The organism is Desulfobacterales bacterium (assembly GCA_034520365.1).
Taxonomy (GTDB): Bacteria; Desulfobacterota; Desulfobacteria; order Desulfobacterales; family Desulfosalsimonadaceae; genus M55B175.
This window is the reverse complement of sequence record JAXHNP010000006.1, coordinates 183,431-196,150: the sequence shown is the minus strand read 5'-3', so window position 1 is coordinate 196,150 and position 12,720 is coordinate 183,431. Positions and strand designations below refer to the sequence as shown.

The following is a 12,720-nucleotide window of genomic DNA, read 5'->3' as shown; positions in this document are numbered from 1 at the left end:
GATAGAGAAAAACAATGAAAAAAAAATTATTATTAATAAATCCGGCTCAAAGCAAAAAACCAAATCTGGCCAATCTGATCACAATTCCATCATCAAGTTTAGGGTACCTTGCTGCACTGACGCCTCCCAATTGGGATATAAAAATTATGGATGAAAATATTGAGGACTTAACTTTTGAGGAGGCTGACCTTGTCGCGATAACCACTTACACCTGTACTGCTCCCAGAGCATATGAAGTATCTGAGATTTACAGGCGAAAAGGAATAAAAACAGTTATCGGCGGCGTGCATGTCTCAATGCTGCCGGATGAAGCCGCACAGTATGTTGATACGGTTGTTATAGGTGAGGCGGAATCAGTATGGGGAACTGTATTAAAAGATTTTGAAAAAAATGAAATGAAAAAGCGGTACACGTCAGAACTTATTTCTCTGGAAAATCAAGTTCACCCCAGAACGGATCTCTACTCTAGAAAATATAAATTGTTTACAGTGGAAACGTCCAGAGGCTGCCCCAATGATTGTGAGTTCTGTACTGTAGGGTTATTTAATGGGCACAAGTACAGACAAAGACCTGTTGAAGATGTACTAGATGAACTGGAAAAACTACCCCGAAAGTTTTTCATGTTTTCAGATAACAATATTCTGGGTCATGGAAAAAAGGCAGAAGAAAGAGCGATTCGTTTGTTTAAAGGCATGGTTGACAGAGGAATAAAAAAACGATGGGGTTGTTACGTTGGAATTGATTTTGTAAACAATCCGGAAGTTTTAAAATGGGCTAAAAAAGCCGGCTGCTCAAGCTGTTTCATCGGTTTTGAATCCCTCAACGAAGAATCACTTAAAGAAATCAAGAAAACCAGAAATTTAAAAATGGGTGTGGATCATTATAAAGAGGTTGTACAAAAAATCCATGACAACGGCATTGGACTTATAATTGGATCATTTGTTATGGGTAATGATAATGATTATCCGGATATTTTTCAAAGAACAACGGATTTTATTTTAGAGTCAAAGATAGATACGGCACAACTCTCAATTCTAAACCCTTTTCCGGGTACAAGACTATTTGAAAGACTTGAGAAGGAAGGAAGGCTATTATGCAAAAATTATCCTCACGATTGGCAGTATTTGGATTTCACAAAAGTTTTATATAAACCGAAGAACATGACACCTGATCAGCTGCGTGAAGGCGTTGCCCAGGTTTACAGAGACACTTCATCAAGATTAACATCGCTGAAAAGAGCAATTACTTCATACACAGAAACGAAAGATCTGTTGGGAGCAATTATTTCGTACTTTGGTAATCGCTCTTCCGGTGACCTTTGGCGCAAAGTATCTGGTGCCGTCGACTTGGAATAGGTTTATACCTGTATGATATTTAAAAAAATGTTTTTGATAATGGTATTTTCCCCTTTTGCCTGTGTATATCACACCACCAAATATTTTTTTAGTAAAAACAGGGTGAATGATTTTTTTTATAAAAAAATTGTTACGATCGGCGCAAATTCTTTATCATCCCATATCCCCACTTTACAAAAAGATGAAGAATTCTCTGTTTTCAGCTCTAAAATGAAAGAAACGGTATCGAAAATTCCATTTGAAAAATCAGAAGTAACGATTGATGCGCCTGATATGGTAAAGTTCAAGGTGACGGTTTGTCAATTTGTTGAGGTTGCCAAACTTTTAGGTATGAGCAGGCTTGCGAAGGCTTTCTGCGATGCTGATATCGTTTATTGTCAAAAATACCAGCCCAATATTATATTTGAACGTAAATTTACACTTGAAAAAGGCGATCCATTTTGTGATCACACGTATAAAAAAATGAGCAAAAAGAATATCGCCTAAATTTTTATGTCATGTTTTGCTATTTTTTTGACACGTTGATATCCTGGTATGTCTCCTTTGATCCCACACTTGCCAATCGTACGGGCTTTTTCAGGCGTTAGTCTCAAGCCGTTCGGAATCATTCTTCCCGGCTCTGAAATACACCCGCCACCCAGATAAACATCATGCCCCAAACAAATGCCCAGCGCAAGACTTCCCGTGTCAACAGGATTGCCGTTTTTCATAACGGATATATTTTTGCCATCAAAGCGATAGTCGGAGACAATTACCCCGTCAGCCAGGAATGAATTTTTTCCGCATAAGCTGGTAAATAAAAATTTGGATGAGGAAACAGCGCCTGGGTACATGACGGAGGAAAACGCGCCGGCCATGGAGTCGATAACACATCCTTCACCAAGCACAGAAAATTCTATCGTGGAATTGCTGCCGATACTGGTGCCAGCTCCGATTTTTGACATCCTTATGACTGAACCGGCGCCAATGGTAACATTGTCATTTATTGTACTTCCTTCAATATAAGCAGTGGGGTGAATATCACAGTTACGGCCAATCTTATTTGTCTTGTTCAGTATCTTCCATTTATTAACGGAGCGAGCCCTTAAGGCCAGAATTAAAAGTTTAAGAGGAGAAGCCTTTCTCAGACGTGCGAGCTCTGAAAATAAGACAAATATATTCGCTGCCCATAGATTTGCCCAGTGATCAATCTGAATAATTATGGAATCTGTATATGGAAAGCGAAATTCTTTAGTGTCCGTGACGTGTTCCGGCAAGGGGGTAACTTCTGAGAACTGGTCCGGATCTATCACAAGCGGTTCCGGCACAAGCGGTTTGAATTCCCCTCTTCGTTCTTTAGCGGGCATGTAGTGAAGGCCATATTCAACTCTGTCAGGAAATTTTTTTATATCCTGGGTGGGGAGTATGCTTCGAAGCGTAAAAAGACCCGTCTTCATGGCGCAAATAGTTGGACGTTTAAGCTTTCGTGATTCTTTAATAAATTGTTGCATGACCTCAGGGGAAAAAAAGAGGCTGTCTTCAAAAAAGATATGTTCGTCCGGATCGTCAATCTGTCCCGAATAAGGTTCAGGCTGGAGTTCTATACCCAGTTCAAGCAGAATTTCTTTCTGAGTATCCGCAAGAGAGCGGTTATGGATGAGGCAGTCCAGTGGATGATCACCGAACGGCTTGATAGTTTTGTTGCTTTTGATCCTGTAAGCTTTCATGGAAGTCCTACTCTTGACCCTTTCGCTTCTTTTAAAAATAAGATTCTAATTTTCCACGACGCCTGATATCAAGCGTAGCACAATGGAAAGTCCCTCCGTATGGGCTGAAATTAAGAAAGTTACAGGGTATGATCTTAAATCCCCAGTCTTCAAATGCTTTATTCATTGTAACCTGAGAGGCTTCACAAATTAAACGTTTCTCATCAAGCATTAACACATTCATATTGATCCACATGCTGGTCATTGCCGTATATTCATTAAATATGCCACCAAGCGTCCCGCCTTTTACGATATCCGGATCCGGCGCTACCAGTAAATCCCAGGATTTAAGAACGGACGGTAGGTTTTTTGTGTCTAAATAGTAAGGATTTATCAGCGCCTTTCCCGGCGCAAGGGGCACGAACGTTGTGTCGATATGCAACGCCTTCGGGTCGCGACTTAAAAGAACATGAACATTATAATCATCTCCCAAATGGCGTCGGACCCATTCAATACCGGCATCATTCGTTGCATTGCTTTTAGTAACAAAAATATCCTTGCCGCATCGCGCAAAATCAGCCGCATCGAACACAATTTCCGACTCATTTATTATAAATCCATCTTCTTCACTCCGTTCTTCCACAGGATTAGCATAATCATAATTGTACAAAGAATCACGCAAAGGTGGTTTTGGCGGCGATGTCCATTTCGCTCCCTGATCAAAATACTCTTTAAACAACGAATAGTATGCATGCCGCTCAAAATATCGATTTCTCCATGACATGGGTGCTTCTATTATTTCATTACCAATGACCAGGAAACAATCCCTGGGACAAGCCGTGGTATGACCTTTAGAAGACCAGAGAGGTGTCTTATATTTTTTACCATGATCAATAACCTCCGGTCTTCTGACCGTTACGCCTTCTCCTTCAAGGATACGAATAAATTCATCCAACTCCTTCTGAGCCGGTTCAACAAAATATTTTTTGGGGCGTCTTTTTTTCCCCCCTAATAAAATGAGAAGATTATAAAGATCGCTGGGTATGCCCCCCTTCATATAAAAATGATGCTGAGGATATATACTCTCTTCAATTCGACCGACTACGATTTCCTCCAACAAATCCCACTCGTTATAAGAATTAACAATAGGTAAGCTTTTATGATCACTACGATCTTTTTCAGTCTTTCGAGTCTTATCTTCTGAGTAAACATACCGGGCTGAATTCATTTCAATCCCCTTTTAAACGTCTTAAATATGATTTATCGAAAGAAATATATGAAATATCAGAGAGCTACCTAACCGGTTTCTATTATCAAGGATAGCGATGCGCGTCCAGAATTATTATTTAATTTAATTACGAAATGTTATGATTCCTGCTCAAAAATATGATTATTTTGGAATCTTAAATCCAAATCAGGCTTATGCCATAATTAGAATTGCTGAAGACCCTATAATCACTCTGAGATTCTATTGACAATATTTTAAAAATAATTTAATTTTTATCTTTTATCTAAAGTATTAATATTGATAACAAATATAAAATATTTAAAAATACATGCATCGATCTGAATATGTTTGTGGTCAATTCCGCTTAAATCTGTTGCAACTAGCCGTTATTTGATATCGTTTTCATTCTGCTGTCCATATTTTAATTATTTATAAATTTGGTTATCCGGTTAACTCCAGTGCGAAGGGATCAGCCAGTCAGAAAAATGATGGGAATGGTTTATCGAAATCGCTATCGGGATCGCTATCGAAATCGAAATGTTTCGATCCCGATAGCGATAGCGATTTCGATCCCGATACAATTCCCACTGGAGTCAAACAGATAACCGGATTTATAAATTTAGAATTTTAACTCATTTAATTGTATTTTGCTATGAATAATAGATTATTTGATGAAATAGACAAACTAATTGATCTTTCATGGATGCAAGAAAAACAATATGTGAAATATGGTGAAATGCAATATGCTCTATTAGGATACAATGATCTTGATATTGCTAAATGGGAGTCAGCGCATGGCAAGCCAATCATTGACACGCGGTCTAATGATTACTTGAGTATTCAAAAACTTTCCGAAGCGCTTGAGGCGAAAATATCTCAAGTTCCAAAAGAAGTACATGTATCCTCAGCCCTGTTTCAGGATCGCCAGGGAGGGTCAGTAAAGGATTCTTTAAAGCAAATATTGGGTTCGGAGTCTATAATGCTGGTGAAATCCGGCACCGAAGCCAATTTAATTGCTACTGACATGTTGGCACATAAAAATATTCCGGTATATTTTGACAAACATTCTCATGCGTCAACGCGTGGGGGGTTTAATATGGCAAGAGGCCGGATGCTTCTGGACAAATATTTGAAAGTCGATGTTGAAAATGCTTTAAACGCTTTAGAGAAATCAAACACCTCTGAAGAGGACATCTGTAGAATTATTCAAAAACCTTTACTCAGGATTTTAGAATCAGTTGGATTCTATTCTTTTAATCACAATGATTATGATCATTTGAATGAACAAATAAAAAAACATGGCCCCGGCATCGTATTTACTGAAGGCCTTTTCAGTGTATACGGGGATTTGCTGAAACCGGAAATCGCAGAGATAGCGAAAAAACATGATTGTGCCCTTGTATTAGATGAATCACATTCATTATTCGGCACGGCCACTTCTGATCTGACAATAAATAGAAATCTACAAGCAAAAGCAGATATTCTTACAGCCAGTTTATCTAAAGCTGGTTGCAGCCTTCTGGGTGTCATTGGATTGCAACCGGAATTTTTCGAAAAAAGATATATCTATTTGGAAAAAAAATTAAAACGAACACTTACAGATACTGAAAGAGAAAGAGCAAAATTAGCACTATTTAATTTATTCCGAAGGTCTATTTTTTATGTTTTCTCAAATGCTCCCAGCGATATTGAAGAATCCGGTCTGCAGGCAAGAATAGATTTCTTATTGCAAAGTCCGGAGCGCAGAGCCATCCTTCTGGATAAGACAAAATACATTAGAGAAAAAATCAGAAATGCAGGAATTAAACTTTTATCAGAATCACCGATGATGTTTTTTGAAGTCGGAAGTGAACCCGATTCTGTTGAGTTTAGAAATTATTTAATTGAGCAGCATGGCATTATCGGGTCATTGTATATTCCTCCGGCAACGCCAATCAATGCAGCGGGATTAAGAGCATGTGTGAATTATCATATATGTAATGATAATGAGCAAGTCGAACGATTTATATATGGAATAATTGATGCGCATAAAAAGATCAAATTTGATAATAAATGCAGAAAAAAAAATGAATTATACTTCTGATGGCCATGAGGCCGTTTTTTTCGTAACCAGACTTTAGCAGCAAGACGCCTGGCAACAGGACCTTCTCCTTAAATTTATGGGAACTAACATGGCAGGGGGAAAAGGTATTAAAGGTGGAGATATCACAGTAGTGGGGATTCCATCCGATAAAAATTCATCCTATCTCAGAGGGCCAGCGTTAGCTCCCAGGCGCATTCGGGAAGCCTTGTTTTGCGAATCGTCAAACATGTGGACCGAGGATTTGATTGATTTAGGAGAATTCTCTGGCTGGGAAGTATTAGACGATATGAGACTATCGAGCCAGGAGAACGTTTCTGAGCTAATAGAAAACGAAATCAGACAATTGCTAAAAAGAAGGCTGCGGGTCATTTCACTGGGCGGGGATCATTCGATTACTCGCCCAATAATTCGTGCCTATGGAAAGGGGTATCAGAATCTGAATATCTTGCATCTGGATGCCCATCCTGATCTTTATGATGAGTTTGATGGCAATCAGTACTCACACGCCTGCCCGTTTGCAAGAATATTGGAAGAGAATATGGCAATAAGATTGGTACAGGTGGGCATACGCACAATGGATGGGCACCAGTATGAGCAGGCAAAACGCTTTGGTGTAGAGGTCATTGAGATGAAGGACATTGGCAAAATAGAGCAGATAAAATTTGATGGCCCAGTATATTTGTCGTTAGATTTGGATTGTCTTGATCCGGCATATGCCCCCGGAGTTTCTCATCACGAACCAGGGGGGATGAGCACTCGAGAAGTCCTGGGGATTATCCGCAATTTCAAGGGGCGATTGGTTGGTGCAGATATCGTTGAATACAATCCAGAACGAGATCTTCATGGTATGACAGGTATGGTGGCAGGAAAAATATTAAAAGAAATCATTGGCAGAATGCTGGGGGAGGCTTCCTGCTGAAATCACCTTAAGATCTGGAGGCTGCTTTTCGCCGGAAAGTATTTGCGCTGCTCAAAAAAAAGGGCTTCATCAATGATTTTATCATCGACAATATGATGAACTGGCATCTGCTTTTTGGGCCGGATGTTGAACTATAGTCAACTATGCGAGACATCCGCTGACAAAGTAGATACGGCAAAATTGGAAATCCCCCATTCCTAAATGACATCTCCTGAAACAAACAAGCTTTTGCGATAATGCCAGCTCTTTGATACACGGATTTTCGCGAGGTCATTTTCCGCTATATTTGCAGCATCTCCGGATGCGCGATAATAAAAGACCTTTTCCGGAAAATCCGCCAGGCAGACGCGCCAATTCTGCCGCTTTTTTTCAAGAATGGTAACTGAAATCACATCCGCTTCCTCGGGAAGCCAGTACTGTGATTTGGGATCGAACAGTTTTTTGGCGAGCCGACCGGCATGATTCGAAAGAAAAGCATCATTTCCACCGCCCACCGAAAGCTGAAACATTTCCCGGTCCATCTTGTATGATCGATCCTTTTTTTCTTTGTGTTTTTCATTTTCGAGATCACAGAGGAAGGCATATAGTGCCTCATCATCTAAAACACAGCGAATCAGGGTTCGAAATCCGCTGTATTTCTTAAACAGTTTCCCATCTTCATGCATGAACTCCGAAGCACGAATATGATCCGGCAAAGACATGCCGATATACCTTGTATGATCGGGTTTTTCTCTGCCAATCAACATATAGGCAATATGGGGATTCCAGAAAAATCCTTTTAAAAGATATCTCAATGATGCCTCCGGATCTTTCAGCGCGTATTTGATCAGGGCTTTCATATAACAGGCATTATCCCACAGAAATTCAGAAAACAGTTTGTCCGCCATTTCAAGATCCCCCAGTTGAAAATAGCAAAGCCCCATCATATTATAAGTTCCCCAAAGGGGTTGGTATTCGTGACAGCGGTTAAGCGTTTCAATGGCTTTTTCATACCGTTTCAGATGCATCAGCGAATCGGCTTTACCGGTCAGCGCATTGAAAAAGGGCCGGAACCGGTGGTGGGAATACAAGTCTGAAATCTCATATTTCGGGTTGTATTCACAATCATTGCAATTATCCGTATTCCAGTCCGGACATTCGACGATATACTGGCAGACCCTGTCATCTTTGGTCTTATCGATTTCACTCTGCTTGATGAGCGTTTCCGGATCTTTGGCGATCTCGCCGTCAATTATTTCTTTTCCGATTCTTTCTGCTTTTTCAAAATAGGATAAAGCCAGTAAATGATTGTCATAAATCGTCTCGAGACTGCCGGCATAATATAGAAAATCGATGTTGTCCGGATCGAGTTTCAGGCCTTCGAGAAACGCAGCTTTGGCTTCATCCCAGTTTCCCGCCGAGTATAACTCGAGACCTGTTTCGTACAAATGTTCTATCCTCTCAGACGCTTTATTTGGTTCCGGTATCATATCCTGTACCGCCTTTTTTTCAAGCATTGCCAGTTTTTCGCCGATCAATGATTCCAGGTGTTTTAACAGCGGTTCTGCATAAGCAAGATTTTTGATTTGATTTGGATACAACGGATGCTGTAGCGAGGACAAAACGGAGGTCATCTGCAAGGCGGCATCCCAGATGGGATTGGAGTCCGTGATAACCGCTTTTTCAAGCAAATCCTTAATTTTTCGTTTCAATTCAGACCGGTCCACCTTTTTTGCGATGCCGTCGAGTTTCATATCCAGTGAATCACAAAACATCCGCCACTGGTTCTTATCGTCGACCGCCTGCCGGGCAGCGGAAAAGGTTTGAAAAACATGAAGTCTTTCCTGCTTAATGGATTTGTTGACCCTGCGATTGTGCAGAATAACGATGGAGTCGCCTTGTAAGCGGGGAAAAGCCATGGAAGTGTCCTCCTTATGCAAGAATGTAATGTTGTTTTTTATATAAAAAACATTACATAAAGACATTGTCAAGATTTTTTTAGGCCACCTCATTGTGCAAGTATGGCCTTACCGATAAACGGCGCAGAAAGGCCCCGACTTTCCCTGTTTTCTGAGAACTGAAATTTAGGTGACATGGCGTTGAAAGCTTTTTTTGTGAAACCTCCGGCCTTGAATTTCTTTTTCAGAGGCGTTATTTCTGTTTCAATCATTGACACAGATACATACCGCATACTTATTGAAAAACCTGTAATCTTTCCGGGAGGCACCGATGGCAGACCAAAATGCATCGGGAACAAATGAGTGTTGAGGACAAGCTACAGGCGATCGAAGAAATTTGGGCCGACCTTGCCGGCACACCAGAGGATATCCCCTCCCCATCCTGGCACGCAGATGTATTACGCGCTCGGGAAAAACACATCTCCGAAGGGAAATCACACTTTTTGGATATAACCGAAGCCAAGAAAGCGGTGATAGAAAAACTCAAATGAGGGTTCAAGTCATTATCAAGACCCTTATCTTTATCTGCCGAAGAGGGATGGGGTGCTTCAACCTGCCACAAAATCCACCGACGATGTCTACAGGCCCAGAAACCCGCAAAACTCTGGTTATTTTCAGTGCGTGCAAAATCATTTTGAAGTCCTGGAGATGGCCTGGGAAGAGCGTTATCAAAGCCGATACGGATCTTTCCGGCCCTATGTCAATGTGTATTGCAGCAAGACCCTCTGGTCGGGCAATGATGACGGCATCGAAAATCTGGCCAGATACATTATCCGGGCATGGTTGATAGCCAGAGCAAAAGCATTTTAAAAAAGGAACTCATGCTCCAGCCTGATCCTCCTTTATGATATCATGATCAACGTTAAACGGATTTACCAAAAATTTTTCAGAAAAGGCTTGACGGGGCAACTGCATTTCCTTACTTTAAAGTAAGGAACCATAGATGACAACAGGAGGTCATGATGCACGCAACACTGACAAGCAAGGGCCAGATTACCCTGCCGAAAGACTTAAGAGAAAAATTGGGGCTTACGGCCGGAGACCGGGTGGAGTTTATAGTCGAAGATGATCATGGCGTAAGGCTGGTAGCAAGGTATACTCCGGTCAGCCAGCTCAAGGGCATGCTGCCCAGGCCTCAAAGGACAGTATCGCTTGAGGATATGGACCGGGCCATTCGTAAAGAGAGCCAAAAAAAATGATCGGCCTGGATACCAATGTGCTGGTGCGCTATTTGACCCAGGATCATGCGGAGCAGTCCCCGCAGGCCAACGATCTGATCGAGTCGTGTTGTACAATGGAAAATCCGGCAATGATTGCAACAGTTGTTCTCTGCGAGCTGGTCTGGGTTTTGCGCGGAGCCTACAAATATGAAAAACACTGGGTGATCAAGGTTCTTGAGCAGATTCTTTCCACAAAAGAGTTTGCCATCGAAGACCCGCATTCCGCCGGATCTGCACTTGCCGCCTACCGGAGAGGACCAGCCGATTTTTCAGACTATATCATCATTTACAAAAATCGTTCAGCCGGATGCGAGACGACCTACACCTTTGACCATAAACTCGCCAGACACAATCGGGCACGCATCCTGGATTTGACTGAAAAATAGGCACGGGCACGGCGGTTTTTTCGTCAACACGATAAATGCTGCCCTTGTGCAGAAACACGGGATTCAAAACTTCACCCCGATTCTTTCAAACATCATGTCCAGATAGGTTTTGCCGCTGATGCGGCCGTCAATCTGACTTCCGTTTTCTCGACTCTCAGACCAGTCCAGGCGCAGCACGTTTTTGGCCTTCATGGCGTCAATGACCTCAAGCGTCTTGTCATCCGGGGCGATGCCCTCTCCGGCGGTGCCCAGGGGAGACGAATCCCTAAGCAGAATAAACGAATGCACGAAAAATTTTCTGCCGTGGCCGGAGAGGGGTACGCCCTTTATATTTTTATATTTAATAAACGCGGCAGGTCCAAACCCTCTTGGGATGCAATCTGTTTATCTTTTTTCACGGAAACACTCACGGTCGGGGCAGCAATTTTGAGCCGGTCGGCAATATCGGTCATCGATATCCCCAGCTCCCGTGCCAGCCAGAAACAAAGAAGAGACCGGCCCTTTACAACTGTCCTGTTTTTGCCGGGTCCACTTTCTCCTTTCTCAAAATGCATTGACTATAATATAAAACCAATTTAACTTTAACTATGGAATAAAAATACTAAAAGGGGCTTCTTTGAAATCGATATATAAGGAGGACTTGAACTGCAAATATAAATATATAAAGGGCGTCCCCATTCTCTACATAGGAATTTCATTGTTTAATGCCATGTCAAAGGCCGGATTTCATGGTTAAACAGACCCATCTCATAGACCAAATCTACGCGACTGCCAGCGATCCGGATGCCTGGACACCCATGCTTCATGAGCTGATTGAAGCAACCGGCTCCAGATCGGCAAGAATGCTGGTGCTGAACGCTGAAGCCGATAAGGTGACATCCAGTATTAAAATCAACATTGATGACAGCTATCATCGTCAATATGTGGATTACTACGTCAACAAATGCCCCTGGCGGCCGGAACTGCGCCGGAGACCACCAGGCCGGCTCTATTCCACTTACCTGCATTTCTCCTGCCGGCAGCCGGATTTCTATAATACCGAATTTTTCAATGACTGGGCCCGGACCCAGGACATCCATCACGGCATTTGCGGAACCATTTACCAGGATGATGACAAGACCATCCAACTGCTGATCCAGCGCACCCGGGACCAAGGCCACTATACTGAAGCAGATGCAGACGCTGTCAATCGTTTGGTGCCCCACATGCAGCACTCCCTTTTGATCGCCGGCAAAATCGCCGGCAGCCGGGCTCAGGCCGAAGCCATTGCCATGGCCGCCGGCTATGAGGCTCTTCCGTTTCTGGTAATGGATAAATCCCTTAAGGTGATTTTCTTTACTTCTGCAGCAAAAAGTCTGATATCCGAAATTGCTTTGCTGGAAATAAAAAAAGACAAACTGTTCATAAAAGACGAACTTTACAACAAACGCCTGAATCGATTGCTGCAGCAGTGCCTGAAAGCCGCTGACAGCCGCCTGTTTCACACAGCAGGAGAAAGTCTTGCCATACAGCGGCCCGGCAGTCAGGATCTGCATCTGGTGATTCGGCCGCTGCATCCGGAGATTCCCCTGCTTTTGGGCCAATCCGGCCTTTATGTGGCTGTTTACTTTTATGAACCCGAAGCTCCGGTCACAATAGATTCGGAAAGACTGAGAAGTCTTTATGCGTTATCCGAAGCCGAGGCCCGGGTGGCCGCGGCAATGGTGGCCACCCCTGATTCAGCCGAAATTTCAAAGCAATGCGCCATCAGCATGCATACGGTACGCTCGCATGTCAAATCCATTTTTGCAAAAACCCAAACTCACAACCGGGCAGAACTAATGAAGCGTCTGCTGACCGGCCCGGCCCGGCTGCGTTAATACCTGAAAAGCAAAATTCTGCAATTAAAGACACCAACAAGAGATTTT

At 42.5% G+C, this 12,720-nt stretch carries 14 protein-coding genes; 9 read left to right on the top strand and 5 right to left on the bottom strand.

Features of this window, described 5'->3' with window-relative positions; genetic code table 11:
* The first annotated feature begins 14 nt into the window (after positions 1–14).
* Both U5L07_08805 and U5L07_08800 read left to right on the top strand, forming a co-directional pair.
* A complete protein-coding gene (locus U5L07_08805) occupies positions 15–1,355 on the top strand; it encodes a radical SAM protein (GenBank protein ID MDZ7831835.1) in 1,341 nt (446 codons plus the stop codon).
* A 12-nt stretch (positions 1,356–1,367) separates the two neighbouring features.
* Complete coding sequence (locus tag U5L07_08800; protein ID MDZ7831834.1) at positions 1,368–1,841, top strand: L-2-amino-thiazoline-4-carboxylic acid hydrolase; 474 nt, start codon at positions 1,368–1,370, stop codon at positions 1,839–1,841.
* Here U5L07_08800 and U5L07_08795 read toward each other — a convergent pair.
* Together U5L07_08795 and U5L07_08790 are read right to left on the bottom strand one after the other, a co-directional pair.
* Positions 1,838–3,061, bottom strand: a complete 1,224-nt coding sequence (locus U5L07_08795) for a hypothetical protein (GenBank protein ID MDZ7831833.1) — start codon at positions 3,059–3,061, stop codon at positions 1,838–1,840. The two genes, U5L07_08800 and U5L07_08795, sit on opposite strands and share 4 nt — an antisense overlap.
* Positions 3,062–3,092: 31 nt before the next feature.
* Entirely contained in the window at positions 3,093–4,268 is a 1,176-nt protein-coding gene (locus U5L07_08790; protein MDZ7831832.1) for a hypothetical protein, read from the bottom strand.
* 652 nt (positions 4,269–4,920) lie between these two features.
* Between U5L07_08790 and U5L07_08785 the strand changes: the two genes are divergently transcribed.
* Together U5L07_08785 and speB are read left to right on the top strand one after the other, a co-directional pair.
* Complete coding sequence (locus U5L07_08785) at positions 4,921–6,351, top strand: aminotransferase class I/II-fold pyridoxal phosphate-dependent enzyme (GenBank protein ID MDZ7831831.1); 1,431 nt, start codon at positions 4,921–4,923, stop codon at positions 6,349–6,351.
* An 88-nt stretch (positions 6,352–6,439) separates the two neighbouring features.
* Positions 6,440–7,270 (top strand): agmatinase, encoded by an 831-nt coding sequence (speB, locus tag U5L07_08780; protein ID MDZ7831830.1) that lies wholly within the window; start codon positions 6,440–6,442, stop codon positions 7,268–7,270.
* A 197-nt stretch (positions 7,271–7,467) separates the two neighbouring features.
* On the opposite strand, the gene U5L07_08775 is transcribed toward speB, so the two are convergent.
* A complete protein-coding gene (locus tag U5L07_08775; GenBank protein ID MDZ7831829.1) occupies positions 7,468–9,168 on the bottom strand; it encodes a tetratricopeptide repeat protein in 1,701 nt (566 codons plus the stop codon).
* A 323-nt stretch (positions 9,169–9,491) separates the two neighbouring features.
* Here U5L07_08775 and U5L07_08770 point away from each other — a divergent pair, with 323 nt between their 5' ends.
* The 4 genes from U5L07_08770 to U5L07_08755 all read left to right on the top strand — a co-directional run bounded on the left by U5L07_08770 (position 9,492) and on the right by U5L07_08755 (position 10,813).
* Positions 9,492–9,698: an addiction module protein gene (locus tag U5L07_08770; protein ID MDZ7831828.1), complete on the top strand. Its 207-nt coding sequence runs from the start codon at positions 9,492–9,494 to the stop codon at positions 9,696–9,698.
* Between the two features lie 52 nt (positions 9,699–9,750).
* Positions 9,751–10,017: a hypothetical protein gene (locus tag U5L07_08765; protein MDZ7831827.1), complete on the top strand. Its 267-nt coding sequence runs from the start codon at positions 9,751–9,753 to the stop codon at positions 10,015–10,017.
* 149 nt (positions 10,018–10,166) lie between these two features.
* Positions 10,167–10,406, top strand: coding sequence for an AbrB/MazE/SpoVT family DNA-binding domain-containing protein (locus U5L07_08760; GenBank protein ID MDZ7831826.1), 240 nt, complete (start codon positions 10,167–10,169; stop codon positions 10,404–10,406).
* Entirely contained in the window at positions 10,403–10,813 is a 411-nt protein-coding gene (locus U5L07_08755) for a type II toxin-antitoxin system VapC family toxin (GenBank protein ID MDZ7831825.1), read from the top strand. Before U5L07_08760 ends, U5L07_08755 begins: the two co-directional genes overlap by 4 nt.
* A gap of 63 nt (positions 10,814–10,876) precedes the next feature.
* Here U5L07_08755 and U5L07_08750 read toward each other — a convergent pair whose 3' ends face one another.
* Together U5L07_08750 and U5L07_08745 are read right to left on the bottom strand one after the other, a co-directional pair.
* Complete coding sequence (locus tag U5L07_08750) at positions 10,877–11,101, bottom strand: hypothetical protein (GenBank protein ID MDZ7831824.1); 225 nt, start codon at positions 11,099–11,101, stop codon at positions 10,877–10,879.
* 38 nt (positions 11,102–11,139) lie between these two features.
* The gene (locus U5L07_08745; GenBank protein ID MDZ7831823.1) at positions 11,140–11,265 is read right to left on the bottom strand and encodes a hypothetical protein; all 126 of its coding nucleotides are present in this window, start codon (positions 11,263–11,265) and stop codon (positions 11,140–11,142) included.
* A gap of 276 nt (positions 11,266–11,541) precedes the next feature.
* Between U5L07_08745 and U5L07_08740 the strand changes: the two genes are divergently transcribed.
* Positions 11,542–12,672: a helix-turn-helix transcriptional regulator gene (locus U5L07_08740; protein MDZ7831822.1), complete on the top strand. Its 1,131-nt coding sequence runs from the start codon at positions 11,542–11,544 to the stop codon at positions 12,670–12,672.
* Positions 12,673–12,720 lie beyond the last annotated feature (48 nt).